Annotated in this window: 21 protein-coding genes and 1 pseudogene; 17 read left to right on the top strand and 5 right to left on the bottom strand. The window is 72.6% G+C overall.

From position 1 onward, the window contains the following. The first annotated feature begins 284 nt into the window (after positions 1 to 284). The 6 genes from ACXJMZ_RS10960 to ACXJMZ_RS10935 are packed head-to-tail and all read left to right on the top strand — an operon-like array spanning position 285 to position 6,447. On the top strand, positions 285 to 1,061 hold the full coding sequence (locus tag ACXJMZ_RS10960) for a hypothetical protein (RefSeq protein WP_457029811.1): 777 nt from the start codon (positions 285 to 287) through the stop codon (positions 1,059 to 1,061). Then, positions 1,061 to 2,890, top strand: coding sequence for an asparagine synthase (glutamine-hydrolyzing) (asnB, locus tag ACXJMZ_RS10955; protein WP_457029810.1), 1,830 nt, complete (start codon positions 1,061 to 1,063; stop codon positions 2,888 to 2,890). The genes ACXJMZ_RS10960 and asnB overlap by 1 nt, the downstream gene beginning before the upstream one ends. Continuing rightward, on the top strand, positions 2,887 to 3,417 hold the full coding sequence (locus ACXJMZ_RS10950) for a flavin reductase family protein (protein WP_457029809.1): 531 nt from the start codon (positions 2,887 to 2,889) through the stop codon (positions 3,415 to 3,417). Before asnB ends, ACXJMZ_RS10950 begins: the two co-directional genes overlap by 4 nt. Further along, positions 3,414 to 4,892: a 4-hydroxyphenylacetate 3-hydroxylase family protein gene (locus ACXJMZ_RS10945; protein WP_457029808.1), complete on the top strand. Its 1,479-nt coding sequence runs from the start codon at positions 3,414 to 3,416 to the stop codon at positions 4,890 to 4,892. Before ACXJMZ_RS10950 ends, ACXJMZ_RS10945 begins: the two co-directional genes overlap by 4 nt. Next, entirely contained in the window at positions 4,889 to 5,734 is an 846-nt protein-coding gene (locus ACXJMZ_RS10940) for a class I SAM-dependent methyltransferase (protein ID WP_457029807.1), read from the top strand. The genes ACXJMZ_RS10945 and ACXJMZ_RS10940 overlap by 4 nt, the downstream gene beginning before the upstream one ends. A 44-nt stretch (positions 5,735 to 5,778) precedes the next feature. Next, the gene (locus ACXJMZ_RS10935) at positions 5,779 to 6,447 is read left to right on the top strand and encodes an MmyB family transcriptional regulator (RefSeq protein WP_457029806.1); all 669 of its coding nucleotides are present in this window, start codon (positions 5,779 to 5,781) and stop codon (positions 6,445 to 6,447) included. A 60-nt stretch (positions 6,448 to 6,507) separates the two neighbouring features. Here ACXJMZ_RS10935 and ACXJMZ_RS10930 read toward each other — a convergent pair whose 3' ends face one another. The 4 genes and pseudogenes from ACXJMZ_RS10930 to ACXJMZ_RS10915 form a co-directional block, all read right to left on the bottom strand. Next, positions 6,508 to 7,704: an MFS transporter gene (locus ACXJMZ_RS10930; protein ID WP_457029805.1), complete on the bottom strand. Its 1,197-nt coding sequence runs from the start codon at positions 7,702 to 7,704 to the stop codon at positions 6,508 to 6,510. Positions 7,705 to 7,823: 119 nt separating this feature from the next. Then, positions 7,824 to 8,084 (bottom strand): annotated as a pseudogene (locus ACXJMZ_RS10925) (type II toxin-antitoxin system VapC family toxin); the annotation flags it as partial. A gap of 15 nt (positions 8,085 to 8,099) precedes the next feature. After that, positions 8,100 to 8,363, bottom strand: coding sequence for a CopG family transcriptional regulator (locus ACXJMZ_RS10920; RefSeq protein ID WP_457029804.1), 264 nt, complete (start codon positions 8,361 to 8,363; stop codon positions 8,100 to 8,102). 17 nt (positions 8,364 to 8,380) lie between these two features. Continuing rightward, positions 8,381 to 9,796, bottom strand: a complete 1,416-nt coding sequence (locus tag ACXJMZ_RS10915) for an MFS transporter (protein ID WP_457029803.1) — start codon at positions 9,794 to 9,796, stop codon at positions 8,381 to 8,383. A gap of 102 nt (positions 9,797 to 9,898) precedes the next feature. Here ACXJMZ_RS10915 and ACXJMZ_RS10910 point away from each other — a divergent pair, with 102 nt between their 5' ends. The 9 genes from ACXJMZ_RS10910 to ACXJMZ_RS10870 all read left to right on the top strand — a co-directional run bounded on the left by ACXJMZ_RS10910 (position 9,899) and on the right by ACXJMZ_RS10870 (position 19,045). Further along, positions 9,899 to 10,741, top strand: coding sequence for a helix-turn-helix transcriptional regulator (locus ACXJMZ_RS10910; RefSeq protein ID WP_457029802.1), 843 nt, complete (start codon positions 9,899 to 9,901; stop codon positions 10,739 to 10,741). A gap of 42 nt (positions 10,742 to 10,783) precedes the next feature. Continuing rightward, entirely contained in the window at positions 10,784 to 11,947 is a 1,164-nt protein-coding gene (gene dusB, locus ACXJMZ_RS10905; RefSeq protein WP_057238719.1) for a tRNA dihydrouridine synthase DusB, read from the top strand. 562 nt (positions 11,948 to 12,509) lie between these two features. Next, a complete protein-coding gene (ppdK, locus tag ACXJMZ_RS10900; RefSeq protein WP_457029801.1) occupies positions 12,510 to 15,218 on the top strand; it encodes a pyruvate, phosphate dikinase in 2,709 nt (902 codons plus the stop codon). A gap of 83 nt (positions 15,219 to 15,301) precedes the next feature. Beyond that, positions 15,302 to 15,703, top strand: a complete 402-nt coding sequence (locus tag ACXJMZ_RS10895) for a ribonuclease domain-containing protein (protein ID WP_457029800.1) — start codon at positions 15,302 to 15,304, stop codon at positions 15,701 to 15,703. Positions 15,704 to 15,771: 68 nt separating this feature from the next. Then, on the top strand, positions 15,772 to 16,236 hold the full coding sequence (locus ACXJMZ_RS10890) for a hypothetical protein (protein WP_457029799.1): 465 nt from the start codon (positions 15,772 to 15,774) through the stop codon (positions 16,234 to 16,236). Next, positions 16,233 to 16,541 (top strand): transcriptional regulator, encoded by a 309-nt coding sequence (locus ACXJMZ_RS10885; RefSeq protein ID WP_457029798.1) that lies wholly within the window; start codon positions 16,233 to 16,235, stop codon positions 16,539 to 16,541. Before ACXJMZ_RS10890 ends, ACXJMZ_RS10885 begins: the two co-directional genes overlap by 4 nt. Before the next feature lie 46 nt (positions 16,542 to 16,587). Continuing rightward, on the top strand, positions 16,588 to 17,421 hold the full coding sequence (locus tag ACXJMZ_RS10880) for an alpha/beta fold hydrolase (protein WP_457029797.1): 834 nt from the start codon (positions 16,588 to 16,590) through the stop codon (positions 17,419 to 17,421). 27 nt (positions 17,422 to 17,448) lie between these two features. Then, positions 17,449 to 18,348: an ADP-ribosylglycohydrolase family protein gene (locus ACXJMZ_RS10875; RefSeq protein WP_457029796.1), complete on the top strand. Its 900-nt coding sequence runs from the start codon at positions 17,449 to 17,451 to the stop codon at positions 18,346 to 18,348. Positions 18,349 to 18,391: 43 nt separating this feature from the next. Continuing rightward, positions 18,392 to 19,045, top strand: coding sequence for an MOSC domain-containing protein (locus ACXJMZ_RS10870; protein WP_457029795.1), 654 nt, complete (start codon positions 18,392 to 18,394; stop codon positions 19,043 to 19,045). On the opposite strand, the gene ACXJMZ_RS10865 is transcribed toward ACXJMZ_RS10870, so the two are convergent. Then, the gene (locus ACXJMZ_RS10865) at positions 19,042 to 19,761 is read right to left on the bottom strand and encodes a GNAT family N-acetyltransferase (RefSeq protein WP_457029794.1); all 720 of its coding nucleotides are present in this window, start codon (positions 19,759 to 19,761) and stop codon (positions 19,042 to 19,044) included. The genes ACXJMZ_RS10870 and ACXJMZ_RS10865 overlap by 4 nt on opposite strands. A 645-nt stretch (positions 19,762 to 20,406) precedes the next feature. Between ACXJMZ_RS10865 and ACXJMZ_RS10860 the strand changes: the two genes are divergently transcribed. Next, entirely contained in the window at positions 20,407 to 21,351 is a 945-nt protein-coding gene (locus ACXJMZ_RS10860) for a proteasome assembly chaperone family protein (protein ID WP_457029793.1), read from the top strand. Beyond that, the gene (locus tag ACXJMZ_RS10855; RefSeq protein ID WP_457029792.1) at positions 21,351 to 22,217 is read left to right on the top strand and encodes an SGNH/GDSL hydrolase family protein; all 867 of its coding nucleotides are present in this window, start codon (positions 21,351 to 21,353) and stop codon (positions 22,215 to 22,217) included. The genes ACXJMZ_RS10860 and ACXJMZ_RS10855 overlap by 1 nt, the downstream gene beginning before the upstream one ends. The last annotated feature ends 7 nt before the right edge of the window (positions 22,218 to 22,224 follow it).

The raw sequence follows: 22,224 nt of genomic DNA, 5'->3' as shown, positions 1-22,224 counted from the left end.
GCGTAAAAGGTCAGGCACTTTCGCTTGAACCCGCACGCCAGGCAGACGTCAGCCGCGCCCGGGGTTGACCACTTCCGCACCGTGAACCGTCTCGGGGTGGGCGTCGCAGTTCCCCGAGCCCCTGGTGGTGCAGCGTGTGCGTCCGCCTGCCTGTGAAGGCGACCTTCGGAGTAGTCCGGTGCTCCGATGGTCGCCCGAACCGGGTCCGTTCGGGGCTACTTCGGCAGGTCGCCCGGTTCCTAGCGTGGAGGTACACGCCAGAACCCGCCGAAGGGAGCAGTCCGTTGAGCGATGTGCCCGAGGGTGCCGCAGCGCCCGCGCAGCCCGCGCCGGCCACCGCCGTCCTTCCCCAGCCCGTGGCTGTCCCCAGCCTCGGCCGCTGGGACGAGGCGCCCAGATCGCCGTACCGCACGATGCCGGAGGCCGAGCGCTCTGCGCTCTGGCGCCAGCGGCTGCACGAGGCCGAGGCCGGGCTGACCCGCTATCTGGTCTCCCGGGGGGACGGCGTCCATCTGACCGACTGGTTCGCCCTGCAGTCCGCGATCTTCGCCGACCTGCCGGACCAGGCGACCGCCGGGGCGGCGGAGTGGCAGCGGGTGTTCTTCCGGGGCCAGGCGCTGATGGAGCGTTTCCTGGTCGGCCGGTACGGCGAGCCCGCCCTGGCCGAGTGGGCCAGGTCCAACGCCGACGTGCACCGCGAGGTGGAGCCGGACCACGGCCGGGGCGCCGCCGACCCGATCCACCGGATCGCCCGGCAGGCCGAACTGTACGGATCCGACTACGAGTTCGACGACGAGACGCCGCCGAGCGCCGACCGGGCCGCGCTCACCATCACGCACTGCGCGATCTGGGACTACCGCGAGCAGGCCCGCCGCAGCGGCGTCCGGCTCACCCTGGCCTCGCCGTGCACCTACTGCACCGAGGCCACCTCCGCCAACATCCGGGCCAAGGGCTTCCGCCCGGAGTACCGGCTGCGCAGCGGCCCGACCGGGCACGGCTGCCGCTGGGAAGCCACGGCGCCCGACGTCGAACCCCACCCCGACCCCCGCCAGGAGGCGTGATGTGCGGCCTGACCGGCTGGCTCGACTGGGACACCGACCTGCGCCAAGCGGGCCGCACCGTCCGGGAGATGACCGCCACCCTGGCCTGCCGGGGCCCGGACGCCGAGGGCGTCTGGCTCTCCCGGCACCTGGCCCTCGGCCATCGCAGGCTGTCGGTGATCGACCTGGCCGGCGGGCTGCAGCCGCTGGCCGACGCGGAGACTCCGCAGGCGGTGCTGGCCTACAACGGCGAGCTGTACAACTACCGCGAACTGCGGCGGGAGTTGGAGGCGTACGGGCACCGCTTCCGGACCGACTCGGACACCGAGGTGGTGCTCCGTTCGCACCTGCAGTGGGGCGCCGCGGCCCCGGAACGGTTCAACGGCATCTTCGCGTACGCCGTCTGGGACACCCGGGGTGAGGAACTGCTGCTGGTCCGGGACCACCTGGGCATCAAGCCGCTGTACTGGCACCCGCACCGCAGCGGGGTGCTGTTCGGCTCCGAGCCCAAGGCCCTGCTGGCCAACCCGCTGTTCCCGGCAGAACTCGACGCGACGGGGGTGGCCGAGCTGTTCGCCCTGCCCGCCGCCCCGACCGCCGGGCACGGGCTGTTCCGGGGGCTGAACGAGGTCCGTCCCGGCCACCTGGTCCGGATCACCCGGGGTGCCACCACCGAAGTCCGGTACTGGCGGCTGGAGTCGGCCGCGCACACCGACTCGCCCGAGGCGACCCGGGCGCACGTCCGGGAGCTGCTGGCCGACGCGGTGGAGCGTCAGCTGCTCGCTGACGTACCGCTCTGCACGCTGCTCTCCGGCGGGGTGGACTCCAGCGCGATCACCGCCCTGGCGGCGATCGCCCGGGAGCGGAACGGCCAGGGCAAGATCACCAGCTTCTCGGTGGACTTCCCCGGCAGCGCCGACCGCACCCCCGACGCCTGGCGGACCAGCCTGGACGCACCGTACGTGCAGGCTGCCGCCGAGCACATCGGCACCCTGCACACCTCGGTCCTGATACCCGACGACGACCTGCTGCTCGCCCGGGACGCCGTGCTTCGGGCCCGGGACCGGCCCGGCTGGGGCGAGATGGACGCCTCGCTGCACCTGCTCTTCCGCGAGGTGCGGCACCGCTCCACCGTCGCGCTCTCCGGCGAGGCCGCCGACGAGATCTTCGGCGGCTACCCCTACTTCCACGACGCCGCGGCGCTGGCCTCGGGCACCTTCCCCTGGCTGCACGGCCGGGCCACCCCGGCCGACCTGCTCCGCCCCGAGGTCAGGGCCGAGGTCCGCCCCGAGGAGTACACCGCCGAGGCGTACCGCCGTTCGATCGCCGAAGTGCCGGTGCTGGCCGGGGAGTCGGCGGCCGACGCCCGGGTCCGCGAGGTGTTCCACCTGGCGCTGACCCGATGGCTGCCGCCACTGCTGGACCGGGTGGACCGGGTGTCGATGTCGGTCGGCCTGGAGGTCAGGGTGCCGTTCTGCGACCACCGGCTGGTGGAGTACCTGTGGAACGTGCCGTGGGCGCTCAAGGCACCCGAAGGCCGGGCCAAGGGCCTGCTCCGGGACGCCGTCCGGGATCTGCTGCCCCCGCAGGTGACGGACCGTCCGAAGAGCGGCTACCCGTCCACCCCGGCGGTTCGCTACACCGAGGTGCTCACCGAGCGGGCGCACGCGCTGCTGGCCGACCCGCAGGCCCCGGTCTTCGACCTGGTCGACCGGGCGCTGGTCCGGCAACTGCTCGCCGAGGGACGGCCGTTGCCCAGTCCCCGGACCGCGCCCAACCCGGTCGGCGGTCTCGACCACCTGGTCCAGGTCGACGAGTGGCTGCGGGCCTACCGGGTGGGGCTGCGGTGAGCCCGCGCCCTGCGGCCCGGTCGGACGCGCTGCGAGCCGCCGCCCGGTACTGGAGCACCGGTGTCGCGGTGCTCACCGCCCGGTCCGGTGACGAGGTGTTCGCCAAGACCGTCTCCTCCTTCACCACCCTCTCCCTGGACCCACCGCTGATCAGCGTCGCGGTGGCCGCGCACAGCCCGCTGGCCACGGCCGTCCGTACCGACGGCCGGTACGCGGTCTCGGTGCTGACCGCCGGTCAGCAGTCGGTCGGCCGCCGGTTCGCCACTCCGGGCGCGGGCCGTGCGCTCGGGATGTTCACCACCGTCCCGATGCACACCGAGGTCACCGGAGCCCCCGTCCTCGACCACTGCCTGGCCTGGTTCGACTGCCGGCTCCAGGCCGCCCTGCCCGGTGGCGACCACGCCCTGCTGATCGGCGAGGTGCTGGCCGTGGACGGCCGCCCGGGCGAACCGCTGCTCTACCACGACGGCCAGTACCGCGAGTTGGCCGCCCACCACGCCATGACCTCGACAGGAGCCAACGCATGACCCTGCTGGACACGCCCGCCCTCGGACGGGGCCTGCTCACGGGTGAGCGGTACCTGGCCGAACTCGACGACGGCCGCGAGCTCTACCTCGACGGCAAGCGGGTCGACAACGTCGCCGAACACCCCGCCTTCCGGCCCGCCGCCGAGGAGCTCGCCCGGCTGCTCGACCTCCAGCACGACCCCGCGCACCGGGACCTGCTGACCTGGCAGGACCCGGACACCGGGCAGCGGATCGCCCGCGCCTTCCAGCCGCCGCGCACCCTGGAGGACCTCCGACTGCAGCGCCGCAGCGCCGAGTTCTGGCACGCCGAGGCGCTCGGCCAGCACGGCCGTTCGCCGGCCTTCATGGCCTCGATCGCGCTCGGCGTGTACGACTTCCGGCACCAGCTCGCCAGCAGCGACGCCCGGTTCGGCGCCAACGCGGAAGCCTGGTACCGGCACGTGTCGAGCAACGACCTGGTGCTCTCGCACGCCCTCGGTGACCCGCAGATCGACCGCTCGGCCGACCCGGTGGACGACCCCGACCTGGCGCTGCGGGTGCTGGAGGAGAACGAGCAGGGCATCGTGGTGCGCGGCGCCAAGCAGCTCACCACGCTGGCGCCGCTGGCCCAGGAGGTGCTGGTCTACCTGTCGGCCTCGTTCACCCAGCGGCGCGGCGAGCAGTTCGTGGTCTGGTTCGCGCTGCCACTGAACACCCCCGGTCTGGTCACCCTCTGCCGGGAGCCGCTCGGCAGCTCCCCGTGGGGCCACGCCCACCCGCTCGGCGCCCGGTTCGACGAGCAGGACGCGATGCTGTTCTTCGACGACGTGCTGGTCCCCTGGGACCGGGTCTTCCTGCTCAGGGACGGCGAGTTGGCCCGGGCCGGCCTGGGGCGGATCAACGCCTGGAGCGCGTACATCGGCCACGTCCGCTACCGCGAGCGGCTGCGCACCCTGCTGGCCACCGCGACCCTGGTGGCCGAGTCGATCGGGGTGGACGGCTTCCGCAACGTCCAGGAGGACCTGGGCCGGCTGGCCGGCTACGCCGAACTCACCGAGTACTTCATCGACGCCGCCGAGGCCCGCGCCAAGGTCACCGACAGCGGCCTGCTGGCACCCGGCGACACCGCCGCCAGCCGGGTCTGGTCGGCCGAGGTGGCGGCGAGTGCGGTCGAGATCGTCCGCAAGATCGGCGCCTCCGGGCTGCTGATGCAGCCCACCGCGAACGACCTGGCCAACCCCCGGCTCCGCCCGCACCTGGACCGCTACATGCGCGGCCGGGGGATCGACGCCGAGCACAAGTCCCGGCTGTTCCGGCTGGCCTGGGAGCTGACCGGGGACGGCTTCGGCCAGCGCCAGGACCTCTACGAGTACGTCCACCGGGGCGATCTGACCCGGAACCGGATCAACATCTTCCGCCGCTACGACCAGAGCAGCGTCCGGGAACGGCTGCTGCAGCTCATCGACACCCCCGCCCCCGAGGAGGCCCAGCAGTGACCACCGCATCCGCCGTCGAGATCCAGGCCGGCACGCTGGCCGGCTACGCCGATGCCAGCCGACTGCGTCAAGTCCTCGACCGGGACTGGGTGCTGGACCAGGTGACCGGCAGCCCCGAGACCCTGATCGACCTCGGCAGCGGCATCGGCCAGCTGCTGGAGACCGCCCTGGACCGCCACTCCTCGCTGCGGCTCGCCGTCGGCCTGGAGCGCTCCGAACACCGGATCGCCGAGGCCACCCAGCGGCTGGCACGCTTCCCCGGCCGGACCGCCCTGCACCAGGCCGACCTGACCGACCCGCAGCCGCTGCCGCTGGTCGCCGACGTGGTCACCATGACCTCGGTGCTGCACTGGCTGTACCCCGTGGAGGACCGGATCTTCTCCTGGGTGGCCGACCGGCTCGCCCCCGACGGCAGCTTCCTGCTGACCACCTACCACCCGGCCCGGGACGCGTTCGGGCTCGGCGGCGAGGACGAGCTGGTCCGGGCCGCACTGGTCGCTACAGGTGTCGAACTCACCGATGTGCCAAGGGTGTTCGAGCATGGCGAGGTACTGCCGATCGGCACCAGGACCAGGCCCGCCGAGGAGCTCGGCACCCTGCTGGCCCGGTACTTCACGGTGGACTCGTACCTGGAGCGGGACGCGGTGGTCACCGTCGCGGACGCCGCCCAGTACGAGCACTTCCACGCCGCCACCTTCGGCGACTACTACAGCCGGCTGGTGCCTCCCGCGCTGCGCACCGCGTTCTTCCGGGCGATCGGCGAGACCGCGCTGCGGCGGCAGGACGAACTCGGCTGGGTGAGCCACATGCCCGTACGCCTGTGGAGGCTCGGGCCGCTCTAGGCTGACGTACGACGGAACGACCATCCGCCCGAGGAGCTCACAGCATGTCAACTCCCCTCGTCAGCCAGGAACTCGGTGCCTTCCTCCGCGCCCATCGCGAGCAGCTCAAGCCCGCCGACGTCGGCCTGAGATCCACCGCGCCGGCCGGCCCCGCCCCGGTGGCGGGCGGCCTGGCCGCCGCCGTCCAACCCGTGCTGGACGCCTGGCCGTTGAGCCCGGCGGTGCTGCTGGACCGGCACTTCGACCTGCTCGGCTGGAACGCGCCCTGGTCCGCGCTCTGGGGCCCGCCCGAGGCGGTGCCCGCCGACCGGCGCAACCTGATGTGGCTGATGGCCGCCGACCAGCGGCTGCGGACGGTGCTGCACGACTGGGAACCGCTGGCCATGAACGTCTTCCAGCACTTCCGGGCCCAGGCCGGGCCCGCCCTCGCCGACCCGCGCACCGGCGAGGTCTACCGCCACCTGGACGAGGACGCACCGGAGCTCAGGCACTGGTGGGGCTGCCACTCGGTGGCCGAACTCACCGCCCGGGCCGTGCTGGTGGAACCGGCCGGGATCGGTCCGGTCCGGCTGACCCTGTCGTCCTTCCACCCGGTGGACGACCCGTCGGCGCTGGTGCTGCTCTTCACCCCGGCCGGGGCCGAGGACCGGGCCCGGATGACCTCGCTGGCCGATCGTCCGCTGCGCTCGGTGCCCGCGCGGGAGGCGGGCTGACGCGGAACCGCCCGGGGCGCGCGCCCCGGGCGGTTTCCAGCGGTGGACTCAGTCGTGGACTCAGCGGCGGCGCAGTCCGGCGCTGACCAGCAGCCCGCCGAGCGCGGCGACCAGCGCCAGCACGGTGCCGACCAGCAGGGTGCCGTCCGCGACGTCCGAGAACGAGCCGACCGCCCAGGCGCCCAGCCCGGTCCCCGCGTACATGGTGGAGGTCAGCCAGGCGCTGGAGGTGGCCCGCAGCTCGGGCGCCACCGTGCCGGCCAGCGTCTGCTGGTCCGTCACGAACCCGCCGCTGGCCAGGAACCAGACCACCACCCCGGCCAGCGCGACCACCAGACCGGGGCCGCGCACCGTCAGCGCGATGCCGACCGCCAGCAGGACGCCCCAGAGCGCCAGCAGCGGCAGGTTGTTCCGCCCGGCCGCCCTGGCCCGGTCGCCGAGCCGCCCGCCCAGCAGCGAACCGGCGATGCTGCCCGCGCCGACCAGGACGCCGACCAGCCCCAGGGCCTCCACCGACAGGTCGAAGCGCTGCACCAGCACCGCCCCGAGGAAGGTGAACGCCCCCAGGTTGGCCGCGCTGAACACGGTGTTAACCAGCAGCGCCCGCCGCAGCACCGGGTCACCCCAGCCTGCGAGCAGCGCCTTCACCGAGCCGCCCGGCGCGGCCCCGACGGCCTCCTGCGCCGGGACCTGACGCAGCAGCAGCGGCAGCGCCGCGGCGGTCCCCACGGTCAGCGCCCAGAACGCCGACCGCCACCCCGCCGCCCCCGCCAACAGCCCGCCCAGTGGCACCCCGAGCACCTGCCCGGTCGAGAACAGCGCCATCCCCAGCCCGAGCGCCCGCCCCCGGACCGCGTCCGGCGCGGTCTCGGCGATGTGCGCCCAGATCGCCGGCCCGGCCGCCGCAGCCGCCAGCCCGGCCAGCCCCCGGGAGAGCACCAGCGTGGTCAGATCACTCGACAGCGCGGCCCCGGCGTTCGACAGCACGAACAGCACCGTGCCCGCCACCAACGCCCTGCGTCGGCCGAACCGGTCGCTCAGCAACCCCAGGAACGGCGCGAACACGGCGTACACCAGCACGTACGCGGTCACACTGGCGGCCGCCGCCGACTCGCTGACGGCGATCGACTCGGCAATGGTCGGCAGCAACGGCGAGATCAGGAACGTCTCGGTGCCGAACAGGAACAGCAACACGAACACGCCCGCGTAGCGCAGGCGGTCGAACGTTGCGGTTGGCGCCTCGGCGACGCTGGTCATGGGGCATCACTGCTTTCGGAGTCACCTGTAGGAAGACCCCAGCGTGTGCCCCGTGCTGACGGGCAGCCAGACAGCCAATCATCCTGTGACTCCAGCTCACAGGAATCGCTGCGGCGGACTCAGACCTTGATCACTGTGACGCGATGTCCGCACAGGGCGGTGAGATCCTCCGGTGCGGAGGTCAGAACGGTGGCCGACCCCGGGGCGGCCAGGGCGGTGGCGGACAGCATCGCGTCAATGGCGTACTTGTGCCCGTGCGGCTCGGCGTCGTCGAGGAGGGCCGCAGCATGGCGAGCGATCGGTTCGGTGACAGGTTCGATCACGAGGCGGGACAGCGTCCACTCGAGCGCCGGCCGGTTGATGCGGGGGTGGATGACATCGAGCGGGGTCGTGGCTCATGCCGCGCTCGCTCCAGTGCCGTTCTGCTCCTCGCGAGCGTGGCGGAGAAGGTCGCGCTTCTGCTGGATCTCCTCTGCCGTGAGGGGGCCGTGCTCAGCCTCCGCGACGGCGATGAGCTCGTTGAGATTGTCCCGCTCGACCTGGCGGGCGACCGCTGCCGCGACGTACGCGGAGAGGCCGGACGGGCCGCTGCGGGCCCGTGCGGCCTCGGCGATGTCCCGGGGCATGGTGATCGAGTACTTCTGGGTGGGTTCACTCATGCCCTTTGTCCTGCCTCTCATGCTACCGAGCGGGGCAGCCGCAGGCTGAGCAGCAGGATCGCCAGCGACCCGAGCGTCTGCAGGGCGAGCACCACCACCAGGGCGTGCGCGAAGCCGAGCGAGGGAGCGAGCGCCAGGTACAGCGTGCCGAGGGTGGCGACGCCCAGGGCCAGGCTGGACTGCTGGGTGGTGGCGAGGACGCCGCTGCCGACGCCGGCCCGGGTGGTGGGGATGCGGGAGAGGACGACGCGGAAGAGCGGGGTGCCGATCAGGCCCTGGCCGATGCCCGCGAGGGCGACGCCGGGGAGCATCCGGAGCGGGGTGAGGTCGGTGGTCAGGGCGGTGGCGGCCAGAGTGGTGAGGCCGAGGGCCTGGACCACCGCGCCGACCGTGATCACCCGGCTGCCGAACCGGCCGACCAGCCGGGGGCCGGACAGCGAGGCGCAGAAGTAGCCGACGGCCATCGGCGCCAGCGTCCAGCCCGCCGTCACCGGACCGAGCCCGAGGCCCTGTTGGAGCAGGACGGCGATCACGAACATGAAGCCGCCGAAGCCGGTGAAGTAGGGGAGCGCGATGCCGAGCCCGCGCCGCATCTCCGGGAGGCGGAGCAGCGAGAAGGGCAGCAGCGGTACGGCTCCGGCCCGCTCGGTGCGCAGTTCGACGCGGACGAAGGCCCAGGCGAGGAAGGGGAAGGCGGCCAGCAGCACCCAGCCCCACACCGGCCACCCCAGCGCCCGCCCCTCGGTCAGCGGGACGAAGAGTGCGAGCAGGGCGGCGGTGAGCAGAGCGGTACCGGGCAGGTCGACCCCGGTGGCCCGGTCGGCGCGGTTCTCCGGGACGTGACGGAGCGCCAGCAGGGCGGCGAGCAGCGCGAACGGGACGTTCAGCAGGAAGACCGAGCGCCAGCCGGTGCCGAACAGGTCGGCGGCGACCAGCAGCCCGCCGAGCACCTGCCCGGCCACCACCGCCACCCCGCCCGCCGCGCCGTACACGCTGAGCGCCCGGGCCCGGCGGTGGCCGTCGGTGGCGGCGGTGATGGTGCCGAGCACCTGCGGGATCAGTAGTGCGGCGGCCGCGCCCTGGGCGGCCCGTCCGGCGACCAGGCTCCAGGCGTCCGGGGCCAGGCCGCAGACCAGCGAGGTGAGCGCGAAGGCGACCGCGCCGTACAGGAAGAGCCGGCGGCGGCCGAGCGCGTCGCCGAGGCGGCCGCCGAGCACCAGGAGGACGGCGAAGGAGATCCCGTACCCGGCGGCGATCAGCTCCAGGACGGCGGGCCCGGCGCTGAGGTCGTGCTCGATGGTGGGCAGCGCGACGTTGACGACGAAGAAGTCCAGCGAGGGGAGGAAGGCCCCGAGCAGGACGGTGGCGAGCCCGGCGGTGGAGAGCAGGGAACGGGACGGTGCGAGCTGGGGGAGCGTCAGTTGCTGAGTCACGTCCGCTACTCTGGCGCCGGGCCGAGCCGGGTACCAGATGGTCTTTATCCTGGTATCAGCAGCACCTGGCAACAGGAGAAGACCACCGGCATCCTGGTACCCATGACCATGACCACCACCGCCCGCACCGAACTGGCCGCGTTCCTGCGCAGCCGCCGCGAACGGATCTCCCCCGAGCAGGTCGGCCTCCCGGTGGTCGGCCGCCGCCGGACGCCGGGGCTGCGCCGCGAGGAGGTGGCGCTGCTCTCGGCGGTCGGGGTCACCTGGTACACCTGGCTGGAGCAGGGCCGCGACATCCAGGTCTCGGCCCAGGTGCTGGACGCGGTGGCGAGGGCGCTGCAACTCGACCCGACCGAGCGGACCCACCTGTTCGTCCTGGCGGGCAGCGAGGACCCGGTGGCCCGGCCGGAGTGCCCGACCGTGACCCCGGCGGTCCGGCTGCTGCTGGAGCAGCTGGCGCCCTACCCGGCAGCGGTGATCAACAGCAGGTACGACGTGCTGGCCTTCAACCGCTCCTACCACTGGCTGGCCGGTGATCTGGAGGAGCTGCCGTTCGAGGAGCGCAACCTGATGTGGCTGGTCTTCACGGGCGGCACCTTCGCTCAGCGGCTGGTGGACCAGGACACGGACCGGCAGGGGATGGTCGCCCGGTTCCGGTCCGCGATGGCCGACCACGGGGCGGAGCCGGCCTGGAAGACGCTGCTGCACCGGCTGCGCACGGCCTCGCCGGAGTTCGAGGAGCTCTGGGGCCGCCACGAGGTCGCGGCGGCGGGCAACGGGGTCAAGCGGTTCCTGGTCCCCGAGGCGGGGCTGATCCGGTTCGAGTACACCAGTCTCTGGCTCGGCCCCCGGCCTGGCACCCGGCTGGTCACCTACACCCCGCGGGACCAGGAGAGCCAGGAGAAGCTGCTGCGGCTGGACGCTGCGCCGAGTGGGGGAGAATAGAGAGTCCTGCCCACCCGCCGACGCCCGAGGACCTGCCGCGCCATGACGACCACGCCCGTTGCACCGACGTCCGAGTTCAAGCCGTTGAACATCGGGCCGATGGAGGTCTGGCCGCCGGTCGTGCTGGCGCCGATGGCCGGGATCACCAACGCCCCGTTCCGCACCCTGTGCCGGGAGCAGAGTGGCGGCAAGGGCCTGTACGTGAGCGAGATGATCACCACCCGGGCGCTGGTGGAGCGGAACGCCAAGACCATGCAGCTGATCCACTTCGACCCGAGCGAGAAGCCGCGGTCGATCCAGCTGTACGGGATCGACCCGGGTACCGTCGGGAAGGCGGCCCGGATGATCTCGGACGAGGGCCTGGCCGACCACATCGACCTGAACTTCGGCTGCCCGGTGCCCAAGGTGACCCGCAAGGGCGGCGGCTCGGCGCTGCCGTACAAGCGGAACCTGCTGCGCGAGATCCTCCGCGAGGCGGTGGCCAACGCGGGGGACCTGCCGGTCACCATGAAGATGCGCAAGGGCATCAACGACGAGCACCTCACCTACCTGGACGCCGGCCGGATCGGCGCGGAGGAAGGGGTGTCGGCGATCGCGCTGCACGGCCGCACGGCCGCCCAGCACTACGGCGGCACCGCCGACTGGTCGGCGATCGCCCGGCTGCGCGAGTCCGTTCCGGCGCACGTGCCGGTGCTCGGCAACGGGGACATCTGGGCGGCCGAGGACGCGATCCGGATGATGCGCGAGACCGGCTGCGACGGTGTGGTGGTCGGGCGCGGCTGCCTGGGGCGGCCGTGGCTGTTCAAGGACCTGGTGCAGATCTTCGAGGGCGAGGTGGACTACGCCCGGCCGGCCTTCGCCGACGTGGCCCGCGCGATGGTGCGCCATGCCGAGCTGCTGGGGGAGTGGATCGGGGACGAGACGCGCGGCGTGGTCGACTTCCGCAAGCACGTCGCCTGGTACACCAAGGGCTTCTCGGTCGGCTCCGAGCTCCGGGTGAAGCTGGCGATGTCGAGTTCACTGGCCGAACTCACCGAGACGCTGGCCCAGGTCGAGCAGACCCAGCTCTGGCCGGAGAGCGCCGACGGTCCGCGCGGCCGGACCAGCGGCAACAACCGGGTGGTACTCCCCGAGGGCTGGTTGGACGATCCGTACGACTGCGCCCGACCCAGCCTGGACGCCGAATCGGACACATCTGGCGGCTGACCGCTACGGAGTGGCCAAGTCGGCCGCAAAGGCGCACAGGCCGCCCTGGCCGAGCCCTCTTGGACAACCTGGCCAAGAGGGCTCCTTTGTGGCAGATTTTGGTGACCCATGGCAGTCGAAGGTAGACACAAGGTGACCGACCGTCCGTTCGGCGTACGCTCGACGGCTGAGATGCGCCCGTGACGCTGGCCACATACCGTGGCCCTGACGGCCGGTCAGGTGGGCCGGACGGGCTTCGGAGGGGTCGAACGCTTCCCGAAGGGCCCGAGCACCGAACCGCCGGACTGGCTGCAGGAAATCAAGCCGGGGCAACACGGCAGTCGATCTGCCGCTACTCTCCGTCCGGTTCGTGTGATCTTGGCGTTTCGTTGTGTTCAAGACTTGAAGCATTGCTAGCGTCAGCCGGACGATTTCAACAACAGAGGTGAACGCCTGGACGGGCATTAGATCTGTCGGGTCGGCCGCCACCCCTAGGCATATAGGGCCTGTTGGGGGCGCGGCGGCGCCTTCGAAATGGGTATGTTCTCCGGCGTCAGGGCAACCGTGTGCGAGGAGACGACCCGTGCCGTCCGAGCAGAAGTTTGTTTACTCCTTCACCGAAGGAAACAAGGACCTCAAGGACCTTCTTGGTGGCAAGGGTGCCAACCTCGCCGAGATGACCAACCTCGGTCTCCCGGTCCCTCCGGGGTTCACCATCACCACCGAGGCCTGCAAGGTCTTCCTGGAGACCGGCAGCGAGCCCTCATCGCTGCACCGGGAGATCAGCAGCCACCTGGAGTCCCTCGAAGCCGAGATGGGCAAGCAGCTCGGCCAGGGCGACGACCCGCTGCTGGTCTCGGTCCGCTCCGGGGCCAAGTTCTCCATGCCCGGCATGATGGACACCGTCCTGAACATCGGCCTCTCCGACACCTCGGTGCTCGGCCTGGTCGCGCAGTCCGGCAACGAGCGGTTCGCCTGGGACTCGTACCGCCGGCTGGTCCAGATGTTCGGCAAGACCGTGCTCGGCGTCGACGGTGAGCTGTTCGAGGAGGCGCTGGACGAGGCCAAGCAGGCCAAGGGCACCGAGAACGACCTCGACCTGACGGCCGAGGACCTCAAGGTGCTGGTGGAGACCTTCAAGGGCATCGTGCTCCGGGAGACCGGCCGCGCGTTCCCGCAGGAGCCGCGCGAGCAGATGGACCTGGCGATCCACGCCGTCTTCCACTCCTGGAACGGCGACCGGGCCCGGCTCTACCGCCGCCAGGAGCGCATCCCGAACGACCTGGGCACGGCGGTCAACGTCTGCTCGATGGTCTTCGGCAACCTCGGCGAGGACTCCGGCACCGGTGTCGCGTTCACCCGCGACCCCTCCACCGGTGCGGTCGGCGTCTACGGCGACTACCTCTCCAACGCCCAGGGCGAGGACGTGGTGGCGGGTATCCGCAACACCCTCCAGCTGGCCGACCTGGAGCAGCTCGACAAGAAGTCGTACGACGAGCTGATGGCGATCATGCAGAAGCTCGAACTGCACTACCGCGACCTGTGCGACATTGAGTTCACCATCGAGCGCGGCAAGCTCTGGATGCTGCAGACCCGGATCGGCAAGCGCACCGCCGCCGCCGCGTTCCGGATCGCCGTCCAGCTGGTCGACCAGGGCCTGATCGACCTGGACGAGGCGCTGCACCGGGTGACGGGTGGTCAGCTCTCGCAGCTGATGTTCCCGCGCTTCGCCCCGAACGCCGAGTCCAAGCAGGTCGGCTGGGGCATCGCCGCCTCGCCCGGCGCGGCGGTCGGCAAGGTGGTCTTCGACTCCTACACCGCCGTCAAGTGGTCCCGCTCCGGCGAGAAGGTGATCCTGGTCCGCCGGGAGACCAACCCGGACGACCTCGAGGGCATGATCGCGGCCGAGGGCATCCTCACCTCGCGCGGTGGCAAGACCTCGCACGCGGCCGTGGTGGCCCGTGGCATGGGCAAGACCTGTGTCTGCGGTGCCGAGGAACTCGAGGTCGACACCAAGCGCCGCCGGATGACCACCTCCGACGGTCTGGTGATCGAGGAGGGCGACATCGTCTCGATCGACGGGGCGAACGGCCGGGTCTACCTCGGTGAGGTGCCGGTGCTGCCGTCCCCGGTGGTGGAGTACTTCGAGGGCACCCTGCACGCGGGCGCCGACGTCCAGGGCGGCCTGGTGCAGGCCGTGCACCGGCTGATGTCGCACGCCGACGTCCGCCGCCGGCTCGCGGTCCGCGCCAACGCCGACAACGCCGAGGACGCCAACCGCGCCCGCCGGTACGGCGCGCAGGGCATCGGCCTCTGCCGCACCGAGCACATGTTCCTCGGTGAGGAGCGCCGCAAGGAGGTCGAGCACCTGATCCTGGCGGACAACGACAAGGACCGGGAGCTCGCGCTCTCCACCCTGATGCCGCTGCAGAAGGGTGACTTCCTGGAGCTGTTCCAGTCGATGGACGGGCTCCCGGTGACGGTGCGTCTGCTGGACCCGCCGCTGCACGAGTTCCTCCCGGACATCACCGAGCTGTCGGTCCGGGTCGCCCTCGCCGAGGCCCGCAAGGACCCGAACGAGAACGACCTGCGGCTGCTCCAGGCGGTGCACAAGCTGCACGAGCAGAACCCGATGCTGGGTCTGCGCGGCGTCCGGCTCGGCCTGGTCATCCCCGGTCTGTTCGGGATGCAGGTCCGGGCGATCGCGGAGGCGGCCGCCGAGCGCAAGCTGGCCGGCGGCGACCCGCGTCCCGAGGTGATGATCCCGCTGGTCGGCACCGTGCAGGAGCTGGAGCTGGTCCGGGACGAGTGCGAGCGAGTACTCGCCGAGGTGGTCTCCTCCACCGGGGTTGCGCTGGACATCAAGCTGGGCACGATGATCGAGCTGCCCCGCGCCGCGCTGACCGCGGGTCAGATCGCCGAGGCCGCCGAGTTCTTCTCGTTCGGCACCAACGACCTGACCCAGACCGTCTGGGGCTTCTCCCGGGACGACGTGGAGGCCTCCTTCTTCACGGCCTACCTGGAGAAGGGCATCTTCGGGGTCAGCCCGTTCGAGACCATCGACCGGGACGGCGTCGGCGCGCTGGTCAAGCACGCCGTCGAGGCCGGCCGGGCCACCCGCCCCGACCTCAAGCTCGGCGTCTGCGGCGAGCACGGCGGCGACCCGGAGTCGGTGCACTTCTTCCACGAGGTGGGCCTGGACTACGTGTCCTGCTCCCCCTTCCGGATTCCGGTGGCGCGCCTGGAGGCAGGCCGCGCCGCCCTCGAAGCCGCGGGCAGCGATTCGCGCTGATCCCGGTACGGACAATGGCGTCCGTACCTGCCCCAGCGGCGTTTTGTCCTCTGCGCGGCGGGGCCGGGCGGCAAGCTGGGCGGATGAACCGCCGTCTCCGTCTCCTCGCCGTCCTGTTGCCGGCCCTCGGGCTGTTCGGCTGCGGCGGTGGTCAGCAGGCCGATGCCCCCGCGAGCGCCGGCTGGGTGCCGAGCAGCGCCGCGTACGCCGACGTCTGCCGGACCAAGCTGCCGGTGCAGGCCAGGGACACCCTCGCGCTGGTCGCCAAGGGCGGCCCGTACCCCTACCGCTCGGACGGGATCGTCTTCGAGAACCGGGAGGGGCGGTTGCCCCGGATGAAGGGCGACTACTACCACGAGTACACCGTGGTCACCCCGGGCTCGCCGMCCCGGGGCGCCCGCCGGGTGGTCACCGGGTCGGCGGGGGAGCAGTACTGGACGGCGGACCACTACGACACCTTCGAGGAGATCGACGGGCGGTGCTGAGAAACTACTTTCCAACTAGGAAAGTAGATGTCACTATGGAACCACTTGCCGATCCGAGGGGGATTTCCATGGATGAGCCGCTCACGCCCGCCGAAGCACTCGCACTGGCCGGCCGGGCCACCGCCGCCGCCGAGCGGCCGATACCGCTGCCCGACTGGTACGGGCCGGGGATCGGTGCCGTCTTCCTGGTGCAGGGGGTGCTCGTCGGGGCCGCGATCCAGTTCGAGGTGGAGTGGCTGCGGATCGTCGGCTGCGCGATGGCGGCCCCGCTGATCGGGATGCTGGCCGCGATCGCCGCCCGGTCCAGCGGGGTGGCCCAGCGGCCGAGGCCGGGTGTCGCCAAGCTGGCGGTGGTCACCGTGCTGGTGATCGCCGCGGCCTATCTGGCGGTCGGCGGCCTGGGCTGGTGGGGCGGGCTGCCGATGCTGCCGGTCGGCCTGGTGGCGGGCGCCACCGCCGGTGGGGCGTTCTGGCTGGCGATGCTCCGGGTCAACTGGCAGATCCGCCGCGAGCTGGGAGAGGAGGGCCGGTGACCGGCCTCGACCCGAATCTGCACCACCCCACCCGGCTGACGGTGCTGGCCTTCCTGAGCGGGTGCCAGGAGGCCGAGTTCGGCGCGGTCCGGGACTACTGCCAGGTCTCCGACTCGGTGCTGAGCAAGACCGCCGCCACCCTGGAGGAGCTCGGCTACATCAAGGTCAAGAAGGGGTACGTGGGCAAGCGGCCCCGTACCTGGCTGGCCGCCACCCGGGCGGGCCGGGGCGCGCTGGCCGGGCACCTGGCCGCGCTCCAGCAACTGGCCAGTGCCGCCGCGGCAGCCGGTGGGTCGTCAGGCTGACGGTCTGCCAGTTGTCCCGGCGGCGCGGTGCGGAGATGATCTACGGATGCCTACTCTCTCCGCCGCCGACGGCACCGTTCTGACGTACCACCAGTCCGGGCACGGTGCGCCCCTGGTCTGCCTGCCCGGCGGCCCGATGCGCGACTCCGCGTACTTCGGCGACCTCGGCGGGCTCGACACCCACCGCACGCTGATCCGCCTCGACCTGCGCGGTACCGGCGAATCCGCCGTGCCGGCCGATCCGGAGAGCTACCGCTGTGACCGGCAGGTCGAGGACGTCGAGGCGCTGCGCGAGCACCTCGGCCTGGACGCCTTCGACCTGCTCGCGCACTCCGCTGCGGCCGACCTGGCCGTGCTGTACGCCGCCCGCTACCCGGCCCGGGTGAGCCGGCTGCTGCTGGTCACCCCGGCGGCGGGCGCACTCGGGCTCGCGGAGGGGCCGGACGACCGGGCCGAGGCCGCCGAGCTGACGGCCGGTGAGCCGTGGCACCCCGCCGCGCTGGCGGCGCTGGCGGCCACCCGGCAGGGGGTGTTCGACTTCGAGGCGTTCGCCCCGCTGATCTACGGCCGCTGGGGCAGCGCCGAACAGGACCACGTCGCCCAGCGCGCCACCCAGGCGCACCCCGAACTCGGCGGTCGCTACTACGCGGAGGGCGCCTTCGACCCCGAAGCCACCCGGGCCGCGCTGGCCGCCCTGACCGCGCCGGTCCTGGTGCTGGCGGGCGGGTACGACGGCAGCCCGAACCCGGCCTTCGCGGCCCGGATCGCCGCCGCCTTCCCGGCCGGCGAGTCCTCGGTACTCCCCGCGATCGGCCACTTCCCCTGGGTCGGCGAGTCGGCCGGCTTCGTCGGCGCCGTCCGGGAATTCCTCGGCCGCTGAGCCCGGGGCCTGGCAGGATCGGGGGCAATGACTCCCTCCTACCAGGCCCTCCAGGGCCTCTCTGTCGGCGACGCCTTCGGCGCCCAGTTCTTCGTCCCCGCCAACCGCCCGCACCTGATCAACCGTCAGCTCCCGCCCGCACCGTGGCCGTGGACCGACGACACCGAGATGGCCTGCTCGGTCTACGCCTGCTGGACCGAGCGCGGGGCGCTGGACAGCTCCGAGCTCACGTACTCCTTCGCCCGGCGGCACGACTTCGACCGGGGCTACGGCCCGGCGGCCAACCGGCTGCTCCGGCTGATCCGGGAGGGCGGTGACGCCCGGGCGCTGGCCGCCGGACTGTTCGACGGGCAGGGCTCGTTCGGCAACGGCGCCGCGATGCGGGTGGCCCCGCTCGGCGCGGCCTTCGCCGCCGACCCGGCCGCCGTGGTCGGGCCCGCCACGGTCAGCGCCGTGATCACCCACACCCATCCGCAGGGTGTGGCCGGGGCGGTCGCCGTCGCGGTGGCCGCCGCGTACGCGGTCCGGGCCAGGACCGAACCGACCACCCCCGCACGGTTTCTGACGGATGTGAGGGCGTTGACCCCGCCCGGGGCGGTGCGTGCCGGGATCGGCGAGGCGATTGCGCTGCTGGGGGAGCCCGACTACCGCACCGCCGCGTACGTGCTCGGCAACGGCAGCCGGACCAGCGCCGCCGACACCGTGCCGTTCGCCCTCTGGGCAGCGGCCCGGAACTTGGCCGACTTCGAGGCGGCCCTCTGGGAGACCGTCTCGGCCGGCGGCGACGTGGACACCACGGCCGCCATCGTCGGCGGCATCGTGGCCGCGCACACCGGCAGCGCCGGGATCCCGGCCGCCTGGCTGGCCGCCACCGAACCGCTGCCCGCCTGGGCCACCGCCGCACCCGGGACGGCGGGAGTGCGGTAAATCGGGCTGCGGGTGGGCCGAGGGCCGCCGTACGCTGCGGAGTATGGGACATCTGCGCTCCGTCAACCTTGCCCACCCGCGCCCGAACCCGGCCAAGCCGGAGACCGGGAGCACCGGAATCGACAAGCGGCCGACCGATCGGGCAGTGGAGGTGCGGGCTCCGGGGGAGGCCGGGTCGGGGCTGGCCGGGGACGCGATCTTCGACACCGCGCACCACGGGGGTGAGCTGCAGGCGGTGTACGCGTATGCCAGGGAGGCGCTCGACGAGTGGGAGCAGGAGCTCGGGCGGGAGCTGTCCGACGGGTGCTTCGGGGAGAACCTGACGACCCGGGGGATCGCGGTGGACGACGCGCTGATCGGGGAGCGCTGGCGGGTCGGGGAGCAGGTGCTGCTGGAGGTGACGGTGCCCCGGGTGCCCTGCTCGACCTTCGCCGACTGGCTGGCCGAGCAGGGCTGGGTGAAGCGGTTCACCCAGCGGGCGCTGCCCGGGGCTTATCTGCGGGTGCTGGAGCCCGGCGTGATCCGGGCCGGGGACCAGATCACCGTCGAGTACCGGCCGGCCCACGACCTGACCGTCGCCGAGACCTTCCGGGCGCTGACCACCGAGCCCGCGCTGCTGCCGAAGCTGGTGGACGTGGCCGAACTCCCGGAGAAGACCCGGGAGCTGGCCCGTCGGCGGACGGCTCCGAAAAGCTAGGCGGTGATCAGCGGCGAACCGTGTCTGAGGCACTCCTGCGGGATGGCCCGGTCCGGGGCGCTCGGCGAGTTGGCGGCCGCGATCCGCAGCTCGACGATGTCGCGGACCGCGGGCCACTCCTCGTCCAGGATCGAGTAGAAGGCGGTCGACCTGACCACCCCGTCCAGGCCGCGCGAGTGGGCCCGGCGGACGCCCTCGGAGGTGGCACCGAGCCGTTCGATCGCGGCCCGCGAGCGCAGGTTACGGGCGTCGGCCCGGAGCGAGATCCGGCGCACCTGCCACTGCTCGAAGGCGTACCGGAGCATCAGCAGCTTGGCCTCGGTGTTGATCCCGGTGCCCTGGGCCCGGGCGGACAGCCAGGTGGCGCCGATCTCGGCCGCGTCCGGCACCGCGCTCTGCGGGTCGCCGTACGGCACACCGGGGGTCGGCGGCCAGACCACCGGGCCCTGCCAGTAGTCGAGTTCCAGGAACCGGGTGGAGCCCACCACCCGGTTGTCCGCCACCGCCACCGTGGCGAACGGCAGTGACCGTCCGACGGCCTGGTCGGCGAGCGCCCGCCCGATGTAGTCCCGGGCGGCTTCGAGGCCGTGCGGGACGGGCGTGAAGGCGTAGGTCGTACGGTCCTCGGCGCCGGCGTCGGCGAGGGCCTCGGCGTGGTGCTCGGCGAGAGGCTCCAGCCGCACGGTGCGGCCGATGAGGGTGACGGGTACGGGCACGGAACCTTCGGTCCTTCGGCTGTCGTAGGAGCCCGGGAACCGTGGAGCGGCACTCGGGCAGGGGACGTTCGCCCCGCTCCGGGGGCCTGCCACCGGTCTCGGCGTACGCCGGAGACGCCCGGCGGTACGGAGGGACGGCGACAGCCCGGAGTCGGGCAGCGCGATGCCGGAACGGACACGGAACCACGGGGCCGGTCCGGCGAGGGATGAGCGAGGGGACAGTGTGCGTCCGCGAGATGGCCGAGAGAGCTAAGAGAGCGCGAAGAGAAACAGGCGGCCAGGTGAAGGCAAGGTGCGATGTGGGGGTGGCTGACCGCACCGGGCCGGGACGTGACGACGGCGTGACGAACGACGTGACGACGACGCGGCGATGCGAGGCAGCGAGAGGACGATACCCGTCCGAAGGCGGTGCGTCACTTCACGGCGCGTCATCCGTGGCGCGCGGCCCCGGGGCCCGCGCCGTCACCGCTGCCCCGCGCTCCTCGACAGGGCCCTCACCTGCGGTTTCGTGGGGGGATGCGATGATTCTCGGACGTTCGCCACACGCGTACACCGGCGGCCCGGCAGAGTGGGAATGCCGACGCTCCGGGGCGCGCTGGACTGAGCGACGAGACGAACGACTAGACGGACGGGGTTGGGTGCGCGGTGCGTGATGCCAAGGAGCTGTACCGGCTGGAGCAGCAGGGCGTGGACGCGTTGGCCGCCGCGAAGGCCGAGGCCGGTCCGGACGCCGCAGGGCTGGTGCTGCTCTACCACTTCGAGGGCTTCATGGACGCCGGTGAGGCCGGCGGTCAGGTGGTCACCCACCTGCTGGAGCAGGGCTCCCCGCAGGTGGTCGCCCGCTTCGACCACGACCGCCTGGTGGACTACCGGGCCCGGCGCCCCGCGATGACCTTCGACCGCGAGCGCTGGACCTCGTACGACCCGCCGGAGATCCTGCTCCAGCTGGTCGAGGACGCGGTCGGCACCCCGTTCCTGCTGATCACAGGCCCGGAGCCGGACACCGAGTGGGAGCTGTTCGCCGCCGCCGTACAGGAGTTGGTGAACCGCTTCGAGGTGCGCCTCGCGGTCGACTTCCACGGCATCCCGATGGGCGTGCCGCACACCCGCCCGGTCGGCCTCACCCCGCACGGCACCCGGCTGGACCTGGCCGCGGGCTACCCGAAGTGGTTCGACCAGGCCCAGGTGCCCGGTAGTGCGCAGGCGCTGCTGGAGTACCGGCTCGCCGAGTCCGGCCACGACGTGCTGGGCTTCGCGGTGCACGTGCCGCACTACGTGGCCCGCTCGCCGTACCCCGCCGCCGCCGTGCTGATCCTGGAGGCGGTGCAGTCCGCCAGCGGCCTGGTGCTGCCCGGCACCGAGCTGCGCGACCGGGTCGGCGAGGTGTACGCGGACATCGAGGAGCAGCTGGCCCAGGGTGACGGCGAGCTGAGCTCGGCGATCCGGGGGATGGAGAGCCAGTACGACGCGGTGGCCGGGTCCGAGGACCGGGAGAGCCTGCTCGCGGAGAGCAGCGACCTGCCGTCGGCGGACGAACTCGGGCGCCGCTTCGAGGAGTTCCTGGCCGAGCACGAGCGCGGCGCGGAGTAGTGCGGAAGGTTCTCACCGGTCTGCTGGGCCTGGCCCTGCTGACCGGCTGCACCGCGACCGCGACCGAGGCCACCCCGGCTACGCCGCCCCGGGGCCCGTACGTGGCGCTGGGGGATTCGTACACCTCGGGCCTGGGGATCGCGCCGCAGACCGGTGAACCGGCCGGGTGCGGGCGGTCGGCGGTCAACTACCCGGCGTTGGTGGCCGAGCAGCTGGGGGTGGCCGAGTTCACCGACGTCAGCTGCAGCTCGGCCACCACGGCCGATCTGACGGGGGCTCAGAAGCTGTCCGGTGGCGGCGCCAACCGGCCGCAGCTGGACGCGCTGTCGGCCGGGACGAAGCTGGTGACCCTTGGGATCGGCGGCAACGACGTCGGCTTCCTGGACGTGCTGAGCCGCTGTGCGATGGCCGGGCTGACCGGGGCGGGCTGCCGGAAGACCTTCGAGTCGGCCGACGGGACGGACCAGGTGACCCGGCGGATCGGCACGGCGGGGGAGAAGCTCGGCGCGGTGCTGGCCGAGACGCAGCGGCGGGCCCCGGCCGCGAAGGTCTTCGTGGTCGGCTACCCGGCGCTGTTCCCCACCGACGCGGCGAGCTGCACCAAGGCGCTCGGGGTCAGGATCGCGGCCGCCGACCTCGGCTACCTGGCCGGGAAGGCCGAGGAGCTGAACGCGGAGCTGAAGCGGCGGGCGGCGGCGGCCGGTGCCCGGTACGTGGACACCGTGGTGGCGGGGCACGACATGTGCGCGGCGGCGGACACCCGGTGGATCGAGCCGCCGTTCCCGGCGGCCGGGCTGGCCCCGGTGCACCCGAACGCGGCGGGTCAGCGCGGGATGGCGGCGGCGGTACTGGCGGCGGTGAGGTAGGGCCGGT

It is taken from the genome of Kitasatospora sp. P5_F3, assembly GCF_054049135.1.
This window is presented reverse-complemented; position numbering and strand designations above follow the sequence as displayed.

Bases quoted from the DNA above. Each gene is read 5' to 3' on its own strand.
- asnB (WP_457029810.1), top strand. From the start codon at position 1,061: ATGTGCGGCCTGACCGGCTGGCTCGACTGGGACACCGACCTGCGCCAA.
- ACXJMZ_RS10945 (WP_457029808.1), top strand. From the start codon at position 3,414: ATGACCCTGCTGGACACGCCCGCCCTCGGACGGGGCCTGCTCACGGGT.
- ACXJMZ_RS10935 (WP_457029806.1), top strand. From the start codon at position 5,779: ATGTCAACTCCCCTCGTCAGCCAGGAACTCGGTGCCTTCCTCCGCGCC.
- ACXJMZ_RS10930 (WP_457029805.1), bottom strand. From the start codon at position 7,704: ATGACCAGCGTCGCCGAGGCGCCAACCGCAACGTTCGACCGCCTGCGC.
- ACXJMZ_RS10920 (WP_457029804.1), bottom strand. From the start codon at position 8,363: ATGAGTGAACCCACCCAGAAGTACTCGATCACCATGCCCCGGGACATC.
- ACXJMZ_RS10910 (WP_457029802.1), top strand. From the start codon at position 9,899: ATGACCATGACCACCACCGCCCGCACCGAACTGGCCGCGTTCCTGCGC.
- dusB (WP_057238719.1), top strand. From the start codon at position 10,784: ATGACGACCACGCCCGTTGCACCGACGTCCGAGTTCAAGCCGTTGAAC.
- ACXJMZ_RS10890 (WP_457029799.1), top strand. From the start codon at position 15,772: ATGGATGAGCCGCTCACGCCCGCCGAAGCACTCGCACTGGCCGGCCGG.
- ACXJMZ_RS10880 (WP_457029797.1), top strand. From the start codon at position 16,588: ATGCCTACTCTCTCCGCCGCCGACGGCACCGTTCTGACGTACCACCAG.
- ACXJMZ_RS10875 (WP_457029796.1), top strand. From the start codon at position 17,449: ATGACTCCCTCCTACCAGGCCCTCCAGGGCCTCTCTGTCGGCGACGCC.
- ACXJMZ_RS10870 (WP_457029795.1), top strand. From the start codon at position 18,392: ATGGGACATCTGCGCTCCGTCAACCTTGCCCACCCGCGCCCGAACCCG.